Here is an 18,508-nt window from a genome sequence, read left to right on the forward strand (position 1 = left end):
CGAAGGGTGCGGCGAGGGGTGCGATCGTCGCGGGCATCGCGTATGCGATGGCCATGTCGTGGCCTGCCGGCGCCGAGGAGATCGGCAGCGTCAGCACGAACTTCCGTGTGACGGGGTCGGACAAGGTCGTCATCGAGGCCTATGACGACCCGCAGGTGCAGGGGGTGACTTGCTACGTGTCCCGCGCCCGCACGGGCGGCATCAAGGGCTCGCTCGGCATGGCCGAAGACCCGCCCGAAGCGTCGATCGCCTGCCGCCAGGTCGGGCCGATTTCCTTCAAGGGCCCCCTGCGCGCGCAGGAGGACGTCTTCTCCGAACGCATGTCGGTCCTGTTCAAGACCCTCCATGTCGTCCGCGCGGTGGACCGCAAGCGCAACACGCTGGTCTACCTCACCTACTCGGACCGCATCGTCAGCGGCAGCCCGCAGAACGCGGTAACCGCGGTCCCCGTCCCGGCAGAGACCGCGATCCCGGTGAAATAAGTGGGGGAGTAAGGGCGACAGTAAGGGCGACAGTGAGGGGGCGCGTCAGATCGTCACGCCTCCGTCCACGACGACGGCCTGCCCCGTCATGAACGAACTCGCCGCCGACGCGAGGAAGCATGCCGCGCCGGCGATTTCGATCGGCTCGCCGATGCGGCGCAGCGGGGCGCCCTCCGTCGACTGGCGGTAGCGCACCGGATCTTCCCACAGCGCGCGCGCGAAATCCGTCTTGATCAGCCCCGGCGCGATGCAGTTCACCCGCACGTTGTGCGGCCCGAACTCGACCGCGAGATTGCGCGCGAGCTGAAAGTCCGCGGCCTTCGACACGTTGTAGACGCCGATCGTGGGCGACCCGCGCAGGCCGCCGATCGACGACACGATCACGATCGACCCATCGCGCCGCGCGATCATCTGCGGCGCAACCATCTGAATCAGCCAGTGATTGGCAATGACGTTGTTGTCGAGCACCTTGCGGAACTGTTCGTCGCTGACGCCGCTCATCGGACCGTAGTAGGGGTTTGACGCCGCATTGCAAACCAGCACGTCGATCCGCCCGAACACGCGGTTCGTTTCATCGACGAGCCGCTGCAGATCGGTCTTCGACGAAATGCTCGCCGCCACCGCAATCGCCGTGCCCTCGCCATGCCGCGCATTGATGGCCGCGGCCACGTCCTCGCAGGCCTCGAGCTTGCGCGAAGAAATCACCACTTTGGCCCCCTGCACGGCCATCTGCTCCGCGATCGCGCGGCCGATGCCGCGCGAGGAACCGGTGATGATCGCCACCTTGCCGGTCAGATCGAACAGTGACATGACGTCTCCTCTGTCTAAGTTTTGCGGTTCACGTTTTTCACGTTCCGCACCCATTATGGAGACGCTCCACGCGCGCAGTCCACTGCAAACCATGCGCCCCGGCACGCTTATCAGCAAACTTTCTACGGGCAATTCGCGCGATGCATGGCGCGCCGCGCGAGCGTATGTTCGCCCTCGGTTGTACACGCCGCGACGGTGCGCCGGACACGCGAAAGTGGGGGGACGTCCCCCACCAACGCGCTTGCGCTGACGCAAACCAGCGACAAAACACGGGGTTTTTACTTGGTTTCACGTATCTCGCTTACGAAAACTCCTTGACTCGCGGCGGTTTCCGCTATGATTCAGTGCGTACCGGCACCCGGGATCGACAGCGTGTCGATTCGTTGCAAGGTGGAACGTATCCAAGTACGGAAGCCTTGCAACGGGACGTTGAGATTGGTGCCGGACGTTTTGTTCAACTCTTGTTTATTGGATATGGCGACCAAAGCGAAACCGACCGCGAAGACTGCAGCGAAGCCCGCTGCAACCAAGACCGCTGCCAAGAAGGCTGCGGCGCCCAAGACTGCTGCCAAGAAGGCCGCTCCGGCAAAGAAGGCCGCTCCTGCTGCTGCGCCCGTCGCAAAGCCGCTGAAGGACACCTTCAACAAGTCGAGCCTGGTCGCTCACCTGGTGGCGCAGACCCAGCTGGAGCCGAAGGCCGTGAAGACGGTGTTGGCCCATCTGGAAAACACGATCGTTAGCGCGCTGAACAAGAAGGGCGCTGGCGAATTCACGCTGCCGGGCCTGCTGAAGGTGACGGCGCAGCAAGTGCCGGCCAAGAAGAAGCGCTTCGGCAAGGACCCGTTCACCGGCGAAGAGCGCTGGTTCCCGGCCAAGCCCGCCAGCGTGAAGGTCAAGGTTCGCCCGCTGAAGAAGCTGAAGGACGCGGCGGCCTGATCGCGACAGCGCGCCTGGTATCTGACGCCGGCTGTTAAGGCGTCAGTCTTGCCGAAGGCCCTCCCTTGTGGAGGGCCTTGTTTTTTTGGGCCCTCGTTGTCATGCCGCTTCGCCGGGGGCCGTGCCGCGCACCATGCGGCGAATCGCCTGCGGCGGCTGACCGTAGGCGCGCAGGAACGAGCGCCGCATGCGCTCGCGATCGCCGAAGCCCGTCTCCCGCGCAATCACGTCGATCGAATGCCGGCCCGATTCCATCATCACGCGGGCGGCCTCCACGCGCAGATGCTCGACGGCCTTCGCGGGCGTTTCGCCGGTTTCCTCGCGGAACGCCCGCGCGAACTGCCGCGGACTCAGATGCGCGGCCTCCGCGAGCTGATCCACGGACAACTCCTCCTGCAGGTTCGACCGCGCGTAGTCGAGCGCGGCCTGGATGCGGTCCGAACGCGGCTGCAACTCCAGCATCTTCGAAAACTGTGACTGACCGCCCGTGCGGCGGTGGTAGACCACAAGCTTCTTGGCGACGTCGCGCGCCACCTCGGGGCCGCAGTCGCGCTCGACGATCGCCAGCGCGAGGTCGATGCATGCCGTCATGCCCGCCGACGTCCATACCGTTCCGTCGGTGATGAAAATGCGGTCGTCCTCCACCTCGATATCGGGATACCGCTCGCGCAGCATGTCCGCGTGGTACCAGTGCGTGGTCGCGCGCCTGCCCGACAGCACGCCCGCCTCGGCGAGGTTGAACGCCCCCGTGCACGTCGCGCCGATACGGCGCGCGTGTCTGGCCGCGCGGCGGAGAAACGCCACGAGTGCGGGCGGCGACGGGCGGACGTCGTTGTCGCCGACCACGAGCACGGTGTCATAGCGGCGGCGGTCGAACGGTTCGGTCGTCACCGTGAACCCGCCCGAGCACATCACGGGGCCGCCGTGCTCGGACAGAAGGTGCACGGCGTACAGCGGTTCCGGCAGTTCCTTGTTGGCGAACTCGAGCACGGTGGAAACCGCAAGGTTCAGCACCTGGAATCCCGGGTACAGCGCGATGGCGATCTTGAGCATGGCGGCCCCCAAAAAAGCAACGATGGCAGAAAAGGTGGTTTCTGTGACATTTGAGTCATCGCATTATGGCACTAATCTTTGCTCCATACACGGACCCAGCGCAACCAGGCGCGACCATCAATTCGGAGCAAACATCATGAGCAGCCAACAGAACGCAGGCAAGGCAGTCATCACGGGGGCATCGTCGGGCATCGGCGCCATTTACGCGGACCGCCTCGCGCGCCGTGGCCACGACCTGATCCTCGTGGCGCGCAATCAGGCGCGCCTCGAGCAACTGGCCGCGCGCATCGAGCGCGATACGGGGCGCAAGGCGCAGATCGTCGTCGCAGACCTGGGCAAGGTGGAAGGCATGAAGCGCGTGGAACAGCTGCTGCGCGACGATCCGGCCATCACGGTGCTCGTCAACAACGCGGGGGTGGGCGCCGCCGCGCCGCTGCTGCAGGCGGACGTGGACGCCATGCAGGCGATGATCGACATCAACGTGACCGCGGTGACGCGTCTGACCTATGCCGTGGTGCCGGCCTTCGTGGCCCGTGGCGCCGGTACTATCATCAACATCGCCTCGATCGTGGCGGTAGCGCCGACGCTGCTGAACGGCGTGTATGGCGGCTCCAAGGCCTTCGTGCTGGCCTTCACGCAATCCCTGCAGCATGAGCTCGCCGGCAAGGGCGTGCGCGTGCAGGCCGTGCTGCCCGGCGCGACGCGCACGGAGTTCTGGGACGTGGCGGGCCACTCGGTGGACGCGCTGCCGCAGGAGTGGGTCATGAGCGGCGACGACCTGGTGGACGCGGCGCTGGCCGGCTTCGATCAGGGCGAGGTGTACACGGTGCCGTCGCTGCCGGAGGTGGCGGACTGGGACAGGTTCGAGGCCGCGCGCGCGGCGCTGGCGCCCAACCTGTCGCACAGCAAGCCTGCCGCGCGGTTTGGCGTGCAATAACAGATTCCATCCACGCGCTCGGCAATAAAAAAGCCGTGGCAATGTGCCACGGCTTTTTGCGTTCCCCGGGGTAGGTTGCGCCTTACTGGGGTCCGAGCTTCTTGATCAGCGCGTCCAGTTGCTCCAGTTCCGCGCCGGTCAGGTCCGTCAGCGGTGCGCGCACCGGGCCGGCGTCGTGGCCGACCAGCTTGGCGCCGGCCTTCACGATCGACACGGCGTAACCATGCTTGCGGTTACGGATGTCGAGGTACGGCAGGAAGAACGAGTCGATCAGCTTGCCGACGGTCTCATGATCGTCCGCGGCGATCGCGCGGTAGAACTCCATCGCGGTCTTCGGGATGAAGTTGAACACGGCCGACGAATAGACGGGCACGCCCAGCGCCTTGTAGGCGGCGGCGTAGACTTCCGCGGTGGGCAGGCCGCCGAGGTAGGCCAGGCGGTCACCGAGCTTGCGGCGCACGCGCACCATCGCTTCGATGTCGCCCACGCCGTCCTTGAAGCCGATCAGGTTCGGGCACTTGTCCACGACCTTGGCCAGCAGGTCCGCGCCGATACGCGAGTTCGCGCGGTTGTAGACGATGACGCCGCACTTGGTTGCCTTGCACACTTCCTCGATGTGGTTGGCAATACCGTCTTCGCTCGCTTCCGTCAGGTAGTGGGGCATCAGCAGGATGCCGTGCGCGCCCAGGCGCTCCGCTTCCTTCGCGTATTCGATGGCCACGCGGGTCGGGCCGCCGGCACCGGCCAGGATCGGCACCTTGCCACGGCAGGTTTCCACCGCGGTGCGAATCACGTTCGTGTAGTCCTGCTGCGTCAGCGAGAAGAACTCGCCGGTGCCGCCCGCCGCAAACAGGGCCGAGGCGCCGTACGGCGCGAGCCATTCCAGACGCTGGGCGTACGTGTCGGCGCGGAAGTTGCCTTGCGCGTCGAAGTCGGTCACGGGGAACGAGAGCAGGCCTTCGGAAATAATCTGCTTGAGTTCTTGCGGTGTAGTCATGTCGCTGTTCCTGATCGCCACATGGCGAAAAAAGGGTGGTGGTGGTGCGTCGAGATAAGTCATCGTACAACTAAGCTACCTTGGACGCAAGCGCGAATCGCGGCTCTCAGGGAAAGCACCGAGAGCGAGCCATGGCGGCAGGCGCAAGCGAATTGAAAGGAATCCCAAGTGGCACAACGCTTAGCGGGATATCCCAAGATTGGTGCGCGGCTGGCGATCGTGTGCACCGCATCATAGGGTAAACGCGAGATACTGGTGCAGGAACCACGTCTCTATAATCGACGTCGTACGACGACTGTTATGTTGATCACAGGGCGTCGTCGCCGAGGAGACCCGATGAGCTTTCACCCCGCCAATACTGTTCCCGCCGCGCACGCCGATTCAGGCGCCCGCCGCACCAACGTCCGTTACTGGATTCTTCTGCTGATCTTTGTGGTGACCACGGTCAATTACGCCGACCGCGCCACGCTTTCCATCACCGGCCCGGCCATGCGCCAGGAGTTTGGCTTCGATGCCGTCCAGATGGGCTTTATCTTCTCCGCGTTCAGCTGGGCCTACGTACTCGCGCAGTTGCCCGGCGGCTGGCTGCTCGACCGTTTCGGCGCGCGCAAGATCTACGCGGCCAGCATTTTCGCATGGTCGTTCTTCACGTTGCTGCAGGGCTGGCTTGGCATTTTCGCGACCTTCGCGTCGGCGATGGTCGTGCTGTTCGTGCTGCGTTTCGCCGTGGGCCTGGCCGAGTCGCCGGCTTTTCCCGCCAATGCCAAGGTCGTGGCGAGCTGGTTCCCGACGGCCGAGCGCGGCACCGCCTCGGCGATCTTCAACGCGGCCCAGTACTTTGCCGCGGTCGTGTTCACGCCGCTGATGGCGTGGCTGACGCACGAGATTGGCTGGCATCACGTCTATCTGTGGATGGGCGGACTCGGCATGCTGCTGGCACTCGTGTGGCTCAAGGTCATGCATAGCCCCGCCACGCACCCGTCGATCAATCGCGCGGAGCTCGACCATATCGAGCAGGGCGGCGGCCTTATCCATATGAGCGGCAGCGACGGAAAGGACGACAAGAAGGCCGCGCCGGCCGGCTGGTTCTATGCGCGCCAGTTGCTGTCCAACCGCATGCTGGCGGGTGTGTACCTCGGCCAGTATTGCATCAACGTGCTCACGTACTTCTTCCTGACATGGTTCCCCGTGTATCTGGTGCAGGCGCGCGGCATGTCGATCCTGAAGGCCGGTTTCGTGGCCTCGCTACCCGCGATCTGCGGTTTCCTTGGCGGTGTGCTGGGCGGCGTCATCTCGGACACGCTGCTGCGCCGAGGCTATACGCTGACGGTGGCGCGCAAGGTGCCGATCGTGGCGGGCATGCTGCTGTCGGTGAGCATGATCGCGTGTAACTACGTCGATACCGAATGGCTGGTGGTCGGCATCATGGCGCTGGCGTTCTTCGGCAAGGGCATTGGCGCGCTGGGCTGGGCCGTGGTCGCGGATACCGCGCCGAAGGAAGTCATCGGCCTCGCGGGCAGCATCTTCAATACGTTCGGCAATATCGCGGGCATCGTGACGCCGATCGTGATTGGCTATATTCTCAGCGTCACGGGTTCGTTCAACGGCGCCCTCGTGTTCGTGGGGGTCAACGCGCTGGTGACAGTGCTCAGCTATCTGGTGATCGTCAAGGACATCCGCCGGGTGGAACTGAAGCACCCCAATTAAGCAGAAGGAAGAACCATCATGTCGGTCACGTCCCCACAGACGCTTGAACAGAACATCGAACAGAAGCCGGCGCTTCCGCCGCTCTATATCCGTATCCACGAGAACGACAACGTCGCGATCGTCGCCAATGACGGCGGCCTGGCCGAAGGCGCGGTGTTCGCCGATGGCCTCACGCTGCGCGAGCGCGTGCCGCAGGGCCACAAGGTGGCGCTGAAGGACCTGAAGCAGGGCGATGCGATCATCCGCTACAACGTGGTCATCGGTTACGCGCAGAAGGACCTGCCGCGCGGCAGCTGGGTCTGGGAACGCGTGATGGACATGCCCGTCGCGCCCGGCCTGACCGATCTGCCCATCGGCACGCGATTGCCCGAGCCGCTGCCGCCGCTGGAAGGCTACACGTTCGAAGGCTTCCGCAATCCGGATGGCTCGGTGGGCACACGCAATATCCTCGCGATCACGACGACCGTGCAATGCGTGTCCGGTGTGGTGGAGCACGCGGTGCGCCGCATCAAGGACGAATTGCTGCCGAAGTATCCGAACGTCGATGACGTGATCGGGCTCGAGCATACCTATGGCTGCGGCGTGGCGATCGACGCGCCCGACGCGGTGGTGCCCATTCGCACGCTGCGCAATATCGCGCTGAACCCGAACTTCGGCGGCACCGCGATGATGGTGAGCCTCGGCTGCGAGAAGCTGCAGCCGGAGCGCCTGATGCCGCCGGGCACGATTCCCATCCAGACCGGCGCCGGCGAGGTGCAGGTGGGGGTCGTCTGCCTGCAGGACGATCAGCATGTGGGCTTCGGCTCGATGATCGACTCGATCATGACGATGGCCGAGACGCACCTCGAGAAGCTGAATCAGCGCCGTCGCGAGACGTGCCCGGTATCGGACCTCGTGGTCGGCGTGCAGTGCGGCGGCAGCGATGCGTTCTCCGGCGTGACGGCGAATCCGGCAGTGGGTTTTGCCACCGATCTGCTGGTCCGCGCCGGCGCGGCGGTGATGTTCTCGGAAGTGACCGAGGTCCGCGATGGCATCGACCAGCTGACCGCGCGCGCGGCCACGCCTGAAGTTGCCGAAGCGATGATCCGCGAGATGGACTGGTACGACAAATACCTCGACCGCGGCCGGGTGGACCGCAGCGCGAACACATCGCCGGGCAACAAGAAGGGCGGTCTGTCGAATATCGTCGAGAAGGCGATGGGCTCGATCGTGAAGTCGGGCAGCGCGCCGATTACCGGCGTGCTGTCACCCGGCGAAAAGCTCAAGCAGAAGGGCCTGATCTACGCAGCCACGCCCGCGAGCGACTTCATCTGCGGCACGCTGCAGCTGGCGGCCGGCATGAACCTCCACGTCTTCACCACGGGTCGCGGCACGCCGTACGGCCTGGCCGAAGTCCCCGTGATCAAGGTCGCCACCCGCAACGACCTCGCCCGACGCTGGCACGACCTGATGGACGTGAACGCCGGCCGCATCGCGACGGGTGAGGCGACGATCGAGGATGTGGGTTGGGAACTGTTCCACCTGATGATCGACGTCGCCAGCGGGCGCAAGAAGACCTGGGCGGAACACCACAAGCTCTACAACTCGCTGGCGCTGTTCAATCCGGCGCCAGTGACCTGAGGCGGGTGGCTCCCTAGTTTGCGGCGGTGAACCGCTCCCTCAGCCGGGACACCGACGCATCCTGCGTCGACTGGTACAGCGACAGTTCGTCCAGCACCTCGCATTGCAGATCCGCTTCGAAGGACGCCTTCGAGGAAGAGGCAGAGTAGGTCTTCTGCGTCGTGCCGCCGAGGTTCGACTGGAAGATGCCCGCGGCGCTTACCGGCAGGAAGTCTTCGTAGGTAATGGGCGTCGCTTCGACGATGCCCTTCTGGACCCATCCATCGAGATCCCATGCGCGCTCCCTGGCGAGGGCGGCCTCGTCCGCGATGCGGTACTGGAAGTAGGCCAGGCCTTGCGCATGGATGGTCGGCAGGTCGTCGGGGAAGGCTTCGAAGGCGGCGGCGAGCCTGTCCGCATAATTGCCGCCCGCTTGTGTGCCGCCCGCTTGTGACGCGCGCGTTTTGGCGAGCAATTCGTCGTACAGCGCGCGGCCTTTCTTTGTCAGCGCCATCCCCCGTTGTTCGATCTCCCCGAAGCGCGCGGTATGCGTGCCCGCGGACGTCTCGTTGAGGAAGTGCACGGATTCCTCGAGCGCCTTGAAGCTCGTCTGGCGGAGGAGAATAGGGTGCTTGCGCGTCGGCGGGCCTTCGATGACGTCCTTCGCCTGCAGGCCGCGACGCAGCATATCCTGCTGCGCGGCGTCGATGTCGAGCGTTCGGGGCGTCAGATGGTTGATGTGCGTGCTCTTGAAGCAGACGACGTCCGCGATCAGTCGGTGCGCATCGTGAAGCTTCTTGTACGTGTCCGCGCTCACGGTCGCGTGGCTGTGCCACCGGAAGGTCTCGAGCACTTCGCTGACGAACTCGCTCGCCTCGGCCTCGGTCAGGCCGCCCTGGGATTCGAAACGATCGACCAGCGCGAGGGCGCGCGCGGTGAAGATATTGCGGTCCGCCAGAATGCGCCGCGCTTCTTCGCGAAGCGACGCGTCGTCGATGAGCTCCAGACGGAGCAGGGACGTGAACACCCGGAACGGATTCTTCTGGAGCGCCGAGAACTCGGTGGGGCGGAAGGCGGTGGAGTGGACCGGGACGCCGGCAACGGAGAGATCGTAGTAACCGACCGGCTGCATGCCCATGACGGCGAAGATGCGGCGGAGGGTGGCGAGTTCCTGCGGCGTGCCAACGCGAATGGCGCCATGCCGCTCGACGGCCAGACGCGCCGACTCTTCCGCCGCGGCATCGCGCCGGTCGGGGTTGGCCTCCGAAGTCCTGCGATTGACGTCGGCAACCAGCGCGAGCAACTCACTATATTGAGGAACCTCGGCGCGATACATCTCGGACATCGCGGCGGAAAAACGCGCGCGGATGTCGTCCGCGTTGACAAATGTGTTGGTCATCGTGTGAACAGAATGAAGAAATTCAGCCGGATATTTTTCGCGGCATCACGATACTACGGACGCGAGGCGTGTGGCGCAAATTCAGGCAATGACAGCCAGTCCGTGCTTCTGGACGATCTGCAACAGTCGCGCGGCGATGCCGCTGGGCCTCTTGTCGCCACGCTCCCATTGCGCGACCGTGGACGTGCTGGTGTTCAGGTAAAACGCGAAGACGCTCTGGCTGACATTCAGTTCATTCCGAAGCCGAGCGATGTCCCGAGGAGGTGCAAACTACGCCTTTCCCGGCCCAATACGCACGCCCTGCTTGTCGCGCTGGACACAGGGCAGGTGCCCATAGGCGCGGAGCCGGGCGAGGTCTTGAGGGGCGGACAGGGGCATGGCGTTCAGGCCGAGCGCCCCGGATTCGATGCCGAAGGTGCCGCATTTCGGGCATGTGTACTTGTATCCCCGCAGCGCCGCGGATCGGAGGCGCTCCGCGGCGGTTGCGCATAGGGGGCAGTTGGCGGGTTGGGGCAGCATGGGGTCGAGGGGCTGTGAATACTGTATGGATATACAGTATAGCGAGGTCGACGCGGAAGGGAAGGGGATCTGCCCTTCGGCCTGAAATCGTCCCGAAATCTCGATCAATACATCCAAATAATCAATTTATTCCGGAAATTTCGGACTCCTATACTGCCCTCGCCAGCGTAATGACTGGCCTTGAATACAAGGAGGAGGCAAATGAGTCGAGACCGGACGCTTCGGGTTCGCGTTGCGTGGCCTGTGCTTGCGCTGGCTTGTACGGGATGGATGCATGCGTGCGGCGGTGACGATGCTTCGTCATCGTCATCGTCACCGCCACCCGCGACCACCGCGCCGCCGCCTGCGAATACGGCGGCGACGTGCGATACCGCGTCGCTCAGCCAGGTAAAGCTGGACGGCGCGTCGGTGACCAGTGCGACGGCGGTCGGCGCCGGTGGATTCACGCCGCCCGGCGCGAGCGCGGCGCTCGCGGGGTTGCCGGCGTTTTGCCGGGTGCAAGGCAAGGCGACGCCGACGTCGGACTCGTTGATCAATTTCGAAGTGTGGGTACCCACCGATGGGTCGTGGAACGGCAAGCTCGTGACGACCGGTAACGGGGGCTACAGTCCCGCGCTCAGCTATGGCGACATGGCCTACGCGATGCGGCAGGGTTACGCGGTCATCGGTGGCGATACGGGGCATCAGTCGACCGACCCGAACGAGATGTTCTGGGGCGTCGGGCATCCGGAGAAGATCGCCGACTGGGGCACGCGATCGATTCATGCGATCACCGGGCCCGGCAAGTCGCTGATTGCGTCGCTGCAATCGAAGGCGCCATCGCGCGCGTACTACTACGGTTGCTCCACGGGCGGTCATCAGGGCTATGCGGAAATCCAGCAATATCCGCAGGACTTCGACGGCGTCATCGCCGGCGCGCCCGGGAACAATCGCATCCGCCTCAACGTCGAGTTCATGCACCGCTTCCTGAGCAATCGCACGCCCGGCAACAATACGTCGCTGATCCTGCCCGCGTCCAAGATGGCGATGATCACCAGCGCCGCGGTGGCGGCATGCGACAGCCTCGATGGCGTGACCGATGGCGCGATGGAAGATCCGCGTGCGTGCACGACGGCGCAATTCAACGTGGACAGCCTGCTCTGCACCGGCGCGGACAGTCCCACCTGCCTGACGCAGCCGCAGATCGACGTGGTCAAGAAAATCTATGCCGGCCCAAAGAATCCGCGCACGGGCGAGCAGCTGTATCCGGGACTGACGGTCGGCAGCGAATCCGGGTGGTCCAGCTACTGGGGCGTTTCAGAGCCGACGCGCGCCGATTTCTGGCGGCTGTGGGTGTTCGAGAACCCGCAGTGGGACTGGTGGACCTTCGACTACGATCGCGACGTGACCTATGCCGATGCCAAGGTCGGCAAGCTGGTGGACCAGCGCAATACCGATATCGCCGCGTTCAAGGCGCGGGGCGGCAAGGCGATCGTCTATCAGGGATGGGCGGACCCGGTGGTCAATCCGCAGGACACCATTGCCTATTACAACGCGGTGCAGACGCGGCAGGGCTCTCGGCAGGAGATGGACAGCTTCTTCCGCCTGTTCCTGGTGCCGACGATGGGCCATTGTTCCGGCGGCAGCGGCGCGACCGTGTTCGGCAATGGCGGCATCGCACCGCCCACCGTCGATGCCACGCATGACGTGCTGAAGGCGTTGGACAACTGGGTCGAGAAGGGCGTCGCGCCCGACACCATCGTCGCGTCGAAGGTGACCAGTGGCGCGGCGACGAGAACGCGGCCGCTGTGCCCGTATCCGCGCAAGGCGATCTACAAGGGCAGCGGCAGCACGGACGACGCGGCCAGCTTCACCTGCGGGTGACCGGGCGAGGCCGTCTACCCACGGGAAACGGCGGGGAAACGGCGGGGGAAGCGGTGGGGAAGCGGCGGGGAACCCTCACTTCTCCGCGTTCCCCGCCACGCCCTCCAGCAGCGCCCTGACCGTCGCCAGCGGCGCGACGATGTTGGCGGGCAGTCCGTAGTCGCCGGCCAGCACCCCGGCCGCGTCCTGATAGTCGATATATACCGCCCCTTGTTCATCCTGCCAGACCACCGCGCGCAGCGGCAATTCGACCGCGGCATGCGGATTGGCCTGCATCGCTGGCGTGCCGCCCTTCGGATTGCCGAACAGGAACAGCCGGGTCGGCCTCAGGGTGGTGCCGGCCTGCGCCGCTGCGGCGCGCTGGTCGATTTCCGCGAACAGCGTCAGCCCGCGCGCGGAGAGTGTGTCCTTCAGGCGCGATACCGTGGTGGCGAAGTCGTGCTGGCTGGTCAGGGATTGGGTGCGGGAAGGGTGTTGCATGGCCGGGGTCTGAGCTTGGGCGGTCATCGTTTGCGTGGAACACAGGGCGGCCACCATGACGGCGGTCCGCAGGAGGGTGCGGGACGCGCGGCGGACGGCGGCGGCGCTTCGGGGGCTTGCGGAGGTAGCGGTCATGATCGGGGCTCGCGAACGACAAGTATGCGCCAGTTCGTGGCGATGGATCCGTGAGGCGATCCAAGTCATTTCCATGACAGGTTGAGCGGACAGAAGGCCGGGTGGAACAAGGCATGTCACCGCCCTCAAGGAATGGTGCACCGCACCGTTAGCCAAGCGGAGTCACCCCGGTGTTCAACCGTTTTTTGCCGCCCATCATGCCCAAGATCCTGACCATCCGGGCCCGTCTGATCGCGACGGTGTCCATCCTCTTCCTGCTCGCGCTCGGCGTGGGCATCGCTGGCCTGCTCGGCCTGCAATCCGCGACGCGCGCGCATGAATCCACCTATGCCAACCAGCTCGCTTCCGCGCTCGCGCTCGCGGAAGCGGACCTCAGCATGACGCGCGCGCGCACCGCGCTCGATCGCGCGATGCTGTATCCCGATGCGGCGGATGCCTCCAAGCTGCTCGATCGGACCGAAGAGCTGGCCAAACGTGCCGACGACGCATGGAAGCAGTATCTGGCCCTGCCGCGCGACGAGGAAGAGAGCCGCCTCGCGCAGGAGGTGGGCGCCAAGCGCGACGCGGCGTGGCGCGATGGACTGGGCGCGATCATCACGGCGCTGCGCGCGAACGATCGCGCGCGGGCCGACGACATCATGAAAGGCAAGGTGTCGAAACTGTTTCGCGATGCCAACGAGACGGGCGGCAAGCTCGCCCAGTACCAGATGGATCGCGCCAAGCGGAATTACGATGCGTCCCGGCAGGCGTATCGCGCGTTTCGCAATGGCATGGTCGCGGCGATTCTCGTCTCGATGGTCGTCGCGCTGGTCTGCGCGGTGTCGCTACTGCGCGCGATCATCGCGCCGCTCGATGGGGCGCTCGCGCAGTTCGATCGTATCGCCAGTGGCGATCTGACGCACGCCGTGGCGGTAGTGCGGCGTGACGAAATGGGCCGGCTGCTGGAAGGACTCGCGCGCATGCAGGACCGCCTCGCGGAAACGGTGGGGCGCGTGCGTCAGGGCTCCGAGTCGATCACGGCCGCGGCGCGGCAGATCGCCGCCGGCAATGCGGACCTGTCGGCGCGGACCGGTGCGCAGGCTGCGTCGCTGCAGGAGACCGCCGCGAGCATGGAGCAGATGACGTCGACGGTGCGACAGAACGCGGACAATGCCAGGCAGGCCAGCCAACTGGCCGTGAATGCGGTCGATGTGGCCAATCAGGGTGGTGCGGTCGTCGGGCAGGTAATGACGACGATGGCCGATATCAGCAGCGCCGCGAAGACCGTCGCCGAGGTCATCGGTGTGATCGACGGCATCGCGTTCCAGACCAACATCCTCGCGCTCAATGCGGCGGTGGAAGCAGCGCGCGCGGGCGAGCAGGGGCGCGGGTTCGCGGTGGTGGCGGGCGAGGTGCGTAGCCTGGCCCAACGCAGCGCCAATGCGGCGCGCGAGATCAAGTCGATGATCGAGACCTCGCTTGCGCATGTGGAGACGGGCAGCGGGCTGGCGGGGCAGGCGGCAAGCACGATGGAGGACGTGGTACGCGCGATTCGCCGGGTGACGGACATCATGGGCGAGATTGCGGCGGCATCGAGCGAGCAGAGCAGCGGCATCGAACAGGTGAATCGCGCGGTGACGATGATGGACGAGGCGACGCAGCAAAACGCGGCGCTCGTGGAAGAAGCCGCGGCGGCGGCCGCCTCGCTCGAGGATCAGGCCCATCAACTGGATCTGACGACCGCGGCGTTCAAGGTGGCCGGTGGCGCCGGGGCGGCGCCGCGCCTGCTGGCGGCCTGACCGCCGCCCATCGCGGAGGATGGCGCGGACGCTCGCCATAGGGGTTAGGTACGGTTGACGGCGAGCGGAGCGATGCTCTCCAATACCGGACTTCATCGTACTCGTTGACCCCGATGGCGCATCTGGTCTGGGCAGTCCCCGCATTGCTGGTGGTGGCCGCGATCGTGAGCGGGCGTGTTTCCGTGGCGGGGGCCGCCATGATCGGCCTGCTCGCCTCGGTTCCCGTGGCGATGCTGTCCGGTGTCGCACCGTTCGGTGTGCATGAACTCGCGGTCTCGCTCGCGCGCGGCGCGTGGATCGGCGGCACCATTGCGCCGTACGTCTTCGGGGGCCTGCTTTTCTGGCAGGTGGCATCGCGTTACGGCGCGAAGGTCGTGCCACGGTCCGAAGGATCGGAAGCGCCCACCCCCGCCACCGCAAGCCCCCGACCCCCCACAACTCCCGTCACACCCCATCAAAAACGCCGCCAACTGTTCTTCGCAAGCTTCCTCGTTGGCCCCTTCGCCGAGTCCGCCACGGGGTTCGGCGTCGGCATGCTCGGCACGGTTGGCATGCTGAGGCATTTCGGCGTCGCGCCGCGATACCTGATGGTCTTCGCGCTGCTGAGCCAGACGATGATCCCCTGGGGCGGCATGAGCAGCGGCACGGTACTGGCCGCCGCCTATGCACGCATGACGCCGACCACGCTGGGGCTGTGCTCGACCATTCCCGTCGCATTGCTGATGCCCGTCTGGCTGACGATGTTCTGGCGGGCGGCGAAGGCCGCCGGCATCGAAGGCTCGGTGGGAGACTGCATCGGGGAGGCGCTATGGATCGCCGCCGGCATGCTGCTGCTGGCGGCCGCCAATGCCGCCATCGGCCCGGAGACCGCGCTGCTCGCGTCGTACGGTCTGCTGATCGCCGTGTACTTCGTCGTCACGCAACGCCCCGGCGCCGAAGCGTTCCTGCTGGCGGTGCGCAAGGTTCTGCCGTTCGTCGTGCTCATCTCGGGTCTTGCCCTCGCGCGTCTGCAGCCGGACCTGCGCAACGCGCTGGGCGCGTTGGCATCGTTCGCCCCCTTTGCCGACCTGCCGCCGTTCCGCCCGTTCCTGCATGCGGGCATCTGGCTGATCGCCGGCGCGATCGTTACGGCGTGGCTGGCGCGGCAGGGTCACCTGCTCGGCCATGAAGCGCACGGCGCGTGGCGCACCGGCCATCAGGCCATCCTGACGGCGCTGATCTTCGCGATGATGGCGGAGGTAACGACCGGCGCGGGCATCTCGGGCGCCATTGCATCCGCGCTGATGACGAGCCTTCACGAGAACGCGGTGTTGCTGGTACCCCTCGTGTCGGGCGCGTTCGGCATTCTCGCGAACAGCGGCAGCCCGCCCAACGCGCTGTTCCTGCCGTCGCTGCAGGCGTTAGCGGTGCAGGCCAGCCTCAGCATCGCGGCGGTGGCGGCGGTGCAGCACGTATCCGGCATGTCGCTCGGGTTCTTCTCGCCCGTCCGCATGACGATCGCCGCGAATCTGTCCGAGGGCAAGGGACTGGAGCGGTCGGTGTACCGGTTCCTGGTGCCCTATGCGGTGGCGGCGTTCGGCATCATGACGGCGATCGCGTGGGCGGCCATTGCGTTATATTGACCCCCGAAAACATTCAACGGAGGGAGACGACACGATGCCGTACGCAGCATTCAAAGGAGCCATCCATGCGTGACGCAACGCGCGCGGACTACGCGCATCTGGCCTCGGTGCCGACGCGCTGGATGGATAACGACGTGTACGGGCACGTCAACAACGTCACGTACTACAGCTACTTCGATACCGCGGTGAACCAGTATCTGATCGAGCGTGGCGTGCTCGATATCCACGGTGGGCGCGTGGTGGGCCTCGTGGTCGATACCGGCTGCTCCTACTTCCGCTCGGTCGCTTTCCCCGATCGCCTCGAGATCGGCATTCGCGTGGCAAAGCTCGGCAATTCCAGCGTGCGCTACGAAGTCGCGGTCTTCCGCGAAGGCGACGAAGCGATCTGCGCGGCCGGCCACTTCGTCCACGTGTATGTGGAGCGGGACTCGGGCCGGCCGGTCCCGATTCCCGACAACGCGCGCGCGGTACTCGCCGCGCTACGCGTCACCCCTCACTGATCCGCCGGCACGTCCGACTTGTCCCGCGGCAATCCCCGGCCGCGGTCGTGGGTGGAGTTGTCGAGGTCCTTCTGCACTTCCTTTGATGTCGGCAGCGGCTTCGCGCCGCCCGGCCCCGGGGTATCCCGGCGATCCTTGTCCCACTGCTCCTGATGCGGATCGCTTGGGCGAGGCTTGGCCTGATTGTCTTGGGTCGAGGTCATCGTGGCTCCCGTGGTGATAGTCGCCTGAGATGGGCAAAAGTCATACCTGCCGCGAGGCCGTACGTAGCGGCGGCGCGCGCGCGGCCGTTGCACTTTTTGCACGGGGCGCTTCTCGTTCTTTCACGGACCCTCGGACGAAGGGCAAGGGCCGATCAAGCGGGTTCGAACGCAGCCTTGAAAACTTTCGAATCGATTTTCACCGCCCGCGTCCATACACTCCGCTCCACGTAATTCACGACGACGGAGTGGCGATGTTGCATCGGGCATTGGCGGGCATTCGGGTTCTGGACCTGTCGCGCATTCTGGCGGGGCCATGGTGCACGCAGAACCTCGCGGATCTGGGCGCGGACGTGGTGAAGGTCGAGCATCCGGAGCGGGGCGACGACACGCGTGGCTGGGGGCCGCCGTATATGGTCGGCGAGCACGTGGTCGGCGAGCACGTGGCGGGCGAGCACGTGGCGGGCGAGCACGCTGCGGAGGACGGCAGCGACGCTCGCATGTCCGCCTACTTCATCAGCTGCAATCGCGGCAAACGCTCCGTCGCCATCGACTACGGCAAGCCCGAAGGCGCCGCCCGGCTGCTCGAGCTGGCACGAGACGCCGACGTGCTGGTGGAAAACTACAAGGCGGGCACCCTCAAGCGCTATGGGCTCGACTACGTCTCGCTCAAGGCGGTCAATCCCCGGCTGATTTACCTGTCCATCACCGGCTTCGGGCAGGATGGCCCGATGGCCGACAAGCCCGGCTACGACTATGTCTTTCAGGGCATGGGCGGGCTCATGAGCTACACCGGCCAGCCGGACGGCACACCCGGCGCGGGCCCGTTGCGTACGGGCGTGGCCGTGGTGGACGTCAGCACCGGCATGTACGCGACTTCGGCCGTGCTGGCCGCGCTGTATCAGCGTCAGCATACGGGGGAGGGGCAGCACCTCGACATCGCGCTGCTCGATGTGGCCGTCGCGCTCAATGCCAATCAGGGCGCGAACTATCTCGTTTCCGGAAACAACCCGCAACGCAGCGGCAACGCGCATCCCAACTGCGCCCCGTACGAGGTGTTTCGCTGCGCGGATGGCCACCTGATCCTCGCGATCGGCAACGATGCCCAGTTCGCGCGCTTCTGCGACGTGGCGGGGCGTGGCGACCTGATGGCGGATCCGCGCTACCTCACCAACTCTGGCCGCATCGAAAACATCGTGGCGCTGCGGGCGGTGCTGACTGACGTCTTTCCCGCCCGCACGCGCGAGGAATGGACGCGCGCGTTCGACGCCGCGGGTGTGCCATGGGGACCCATCAACACGATGGAAGAGGTGTTCGCGCATCCGCAGGTGCGCCACCGCCAGATGCAGCAGACCGCCCGGCATCCGGTCATGGGCGCCATCCCGATGGTGCGCAACCCCATGTTGCCGGCCAACCCGAATCCCCTGCAGCCGCCGCCGCTACTCGGCGAGCACACGCACAGCGTGTGACCAGCAGATATAAACGAAAGCA

General features: G+C 65.6%; 16 protein-coding genes and 1 pseudogene. 10 read left to right on the forward strand and 7 right to left on the reverse strand.

Features of this window, described 5'->3' with window-relative positions:
* Positions 1–47: 47 nt before the first annotated feature.
* Positions 48–482, forward strand: a complete 435-nt coding sequence (locus KHP16_RS11765; RefSeq protein WP_109583722.1) for a CreA family protein — start codon at positions 48–50, stop codon at positions 480–482.
* Between the two features lie 45 nt (positions 483–527).
* Here KHP16_RS11765 and KHP16_RS11770 read toward each other — a convergent pair whose 3' ends face one another.
* The gene (locus tag KHP16_RS11770) at positions 528–1,292 is read right to left on the reverse strand and encodes an SDR family oxidoreductase (RefSeq protein ID WP_121491530.1); all 765 of its coding nucleotides are present in this window, start codon (positions 1,290–1,292) and stop codon (positions 528–530) included.
* A gap of 474 nt (positions 1,293–1,766) precedes the next feature.
* Between KHP16_RS11770 and KHP16_RS11775 the strand changes: the two genes are divergently transcribed.
* The gene (locus tag KHP16_RS11775; RefSeq protein WP_109583179.1) at positions 1,767–2,228 is read left to right on the forward strand and encodes an HU family DNA-binding protein; all 462 of its coding nucleotides are present in this window, start codon (positions 1,767–1,769) and stop codon (positions 2,226–2,228) included.
* Positions 2,229–2,327: 99 nt separating this feature from the next.
* On the opposite strand, the gene KHP16_RS11780 is transcribed toward KHP16_RS11775, so the two are convergent.
* The gene (locus tag KHP16_RS11780) at positions 2,328–3,281 is read right to left on the reverse strand and encodes a GlxA family transcriptional regulator (RefSeq protein ID WP_211960223.1); all 954 of its coding nucleotides are present in this window, start codon (positions 3,279–3,281) and stop codon (positions 2,328–2,330) included.
* A 136-nt stretch (positions 3,282–3,417) separates the two neighbouring features.
* Here KHP16_RS11780 and KHP16_RS11785 point away from each other — a divergent pair, with 136 nt between their 5' ends.
* Positions 3,418–4,218 carry an SDR family NAD(P)-dependent oxidoreductase gene (locus KHP16_RS11785; protein WP_121491529.1) on the forward strand — a complete coding sequence of 267 codons (801 nt, stop codon included), beginning with the start codon at positions 3,418–3,420 and terminating at the stop codon, positions 4,216–4,218.
* An 82-nt stretch (positions 4,219–4,300) separates the two neighbouring features.
* Here the strand turns inward: KHP16_RS11785 and kdgD are convergent, their stop codons facing one another.
* A complete protein-coding gene (gene kdgD, locus KHP16_RS11790) occupies positions 4,301–5,215 on the reverse strand; it encodes a 5-dehydro-4-deoxyglucarate dehydratase (protein WP_109583176.1) in 915 nt (304 codons plus the stop codon).
* Positions 5,216–5,551: 336 nt separating this feature from the next.
* Between kdgD and KHP16_RS11795 the strand changes: the two genes are divergently transcribed.
* Entirely contained in the window at positions 5,552–6,922 is a 1,371-nt protein-coding gene (locus KHP16_RS11795) for an MFS transporter (protein ID WP_109583175.1), read from the forward strand.
* Between the two features lie 18 nt (positions 6,923–6,940).
* Positions 6,941–8,542 (forward strand): galactarate dehydratase, encoded by a 1,602-nt coding sequence (gene garD, locus KHP16_RS11800; RefSeq protein ID WP_109583174.1) that lies wholly within the window; start codon positions 6,941–6,943, stop codon positions 8,540–8,542.
* Between the two features lie 13 nt (positions 8,543–8,555).
* Here the strand turns inward: garD and hglS are convergent, their stop codons facing one another.
* Together hglS and KHP16_RS11810 are read right to left on the reverse strand one after the other, a co-directional pair.
* On the reverse strand, positions 8,556–9,920 hold the full coding sequence (hglS, locus tag KHP16_RS11805; protein ID WP_211960224.1) for a 2-oxoadipate dioxygenase/decarboxylase HglS: 1,365 nt from the start codon (positions 9,918–9,920) through the stop codon (positions 8,556–8,558).
* A gap of 81 nt (positions 9,921–10,001) precedes the next feature.
* Positions 10,002–10,181: pseudogene (locus KHP16_RS11810) on the reverse strand (helix-turn-helix domain-containing protein); the annotation flags it as partial.
* Between the two features lie 666 nt (positions 10,182–10,847).
* Here KHP16_RS11810 and KHP16_RS11815 point away from each other — a divergent pair.
* Positions 10,848–12,302 (forward strand): tannase/feruloyl esterase family alpha/beta hydrolase, encoded by a 1,455-nt coding sequence (locus tag KHP16_RS11815; protein WP_211960225.1) that lies wholly within the window; start codon positions 10,848–10,850, stop codon positions 12,300–12,302.
* A 75-nt stretch (positions 12,303–12,377) separates the two neighbouring features.
* On the opposite strand, the gene KHP16_RS11820 is transcribed toward KHP16_RS11815, so the two are convergent.
* Complete coding sequence (locus KHP16_RS11820; protein WP_244835763.1) at positions 12,378–12,782, reverse strand: DUF302 domain-containing protein; 405 nt, start codon at positions 12,780–12,782, stop codon at positions 12,378–12,380.
* Between the two features lie 332 nt (positions 12,783–13,114).
* Here KHP16_RS11820 and KHP16_RS11825 point away from each other — a divergent pair, with 332 nt between their 5' ends.
* From KHP16_RS11825 to KHP16_RS11835, 3 genes are all read left to right on the forward strand, one after another.
* Positions 13,115–14,695: a methyl-accepting chemotaxis protein gene (locus KHP16_RS11825; protein WP_179593804.1), complete on the forward strand. Its 1,581-nt coding sequence runs from the start codon at positions 13,115–13,117 to the stop codon at positions 14,693–14,695.
* A 113-nt stretch (positions 14,696–14,808) separates the two neighbouring features.
* The gene (locus KHP16_RS11830) at positions 14,809–16,317 is read left to right on the forward strand and encodes a hypothetical protein (RefSeq protein ID WP_211960226.1); all 1,509 of its coding nucleotides are present in this window, start codon (positions 14,809–14,811) and stop codon (positions 16,315–16,317) included.
* A 65-nt stretch (positions 16,318–16,382) separates the two neighbouring features.
* Positions 16,383–16,817, forward strand: a complete 435-nt coding sequence (locus tag KHP16_RS11835) for an acyl-CoA thioesterase (protein WP_211960227.1) — start codon at positions 16,383–16,385, stop codon at positions 16,815–16,817.
* Here the strand turns inward: KHP16_RS11835 and KHP16_RS11840 are convergent.
* Positions 16,811–17,020, reverse strand: coding sequence for a hypothetical protein (locus KHP16_RS11840; RefSeq protein ID WP_115953128.1), 210 nt, complete (start codon positions 17,018–17,020; stop codon positions 16,811–16,813). The two genes, KHP16_RS11835 and KHP16_RS11840, sit on opposite strands and share 7 nt — an antisense overlap.
* Positions 17,021–17,271: 251 nt before the next feature.
* On the opposite strand from KHP16_RS11840, the gene KHP16_RS11845 reads away from it, so the two are divergent.
* Positions 17,272–18,486 carry a CaiB/BaiF CoA transferase family protein gene (locus tag KHP16_RS11845; protein ID WP_211960228.1) on the forward strand — a complete coding sequence of 405 codons (1,215 nt, stop codon included), beginning with the start codon at positions 17,272–17,274 and terminating at the stop codon, positions 18,484–18,486.
* The last annotated feature ends 22 nt before the right edge of the window (positions 18,487–18,508 follow it).

Source organism: Cupriavidus plantarum (assembly GCF_905397285.1).
GTDB classification, from domain to species: Bacteria; Pseudomonadota; Gammaproteobacteria; order Burkholderiales; family Burkholderiaceae; genus Cupriavidus; species Cupriavidus plantarum.

Bases quoted from the DNA above. Each gene is read 5' to 3' on its own strand.
- KHP16_RS11835 (WP_211960227.1), top strand. From the start codon at position 16,383: ATGCGTGACGCAACGCGCGCGGACTACGCGCATCTGGCCTCGGTGCCG.
- KHP16_RS11765 (WP_109583722.1), top strand. From the start codon at position 48: ATGGCCATGTCGTGGCCTGCCGGCGCCGAGGAGATCGGCAGCGTCAGC.
- KHP16_RS11780 (WP_211960223.1), bottom strand. From the start codon at position 3,281: ATGCTCAAGATCGCCATCGCGCTGTACCCGGGATTCCAGGTGCTGAAC.
- KHP16_RS11840 (WP_115953128.1), bottom strand. From the start codon at position 17,020: ATGACCTCGACCCAAGACAATCAGGCCAAGCCTCGCCCAAGCGATCCG.
- KHP16_RS11845 (WP_211960228.1), top strand. From the start codon at position 17,272: ATGTTGCATCGGGCATTGGCGGGCATTCGGGTTCTGGACCTGTCGCGC.
- KHP16_RS11785 (WP_121491529.1), top strand. From the start codon at position 3,418: ATGAGCAGCCAACAGAACGCAGGCAAGGCAGTCATCACGGGGGCATCG.
- KHP16_RS11775 (WP_109583179.1), top strand. From the start codon at position 1,767: ATGGCGACCAAAGCGAAACCGACCGCGAAGACTGCAGCGAAGCCCGCT.
- KHP16_RS11825 (WP_179593804.1), top strand. From the start codon at position 13,115: ATGCCCAAGATCCTGACCATCCGGGCCCGTCTGATCGCGACGGTGTCC.
- hglS (WP_211960224.1), bottom strand. From the start codon at position 9,920: ATGACCAACACATTTGTCAACGCGGACGACATCCGCGCGCGTTTTTCC.
- garD (WP_109583174.1), top strand. From the start codon at position 6,941: ATGTCGGTCACGTCCCCACAGACGCTTGAACAGAACATCGAACAGAAG.
- KHP16_RS11820 (WP_244835763.1), bottom strand. From the start codon at position 12,782: ATGCAACACCCTTCCCGCACCCAATCCCTGACCAGCCAGCACGACTTC.
- kdgD (WP_109583176.1), bottom strand. From the start codon at position 5,215: ATGACTACACCGCAAGAACTCAAGCAGATTATTTCCGAAGGCCTGCTC.
- KHP16_RS11795 (WP_109583175.1), top strand. From the start codon at position 5,552: ATGAGCTTTCACCCCGCCAATACTGTTCCCGCCGCGCACGCCGATTCA.
- KHP16_RS11770 (WP_121491530.1), bottom strand. From the start codon at position 1,292: ATGTCACTGTTCGATCTGACCGGCAAGGTGGCGATCATCACCGGTTCC.
- KHP16_RS11830 (WP_211960226.1), top strand. From the start codon at position 14,809: ATGGCGCATCTGGTCTGGGCAGTCCCCGCATTGCTGGTGGTGGCCGCG.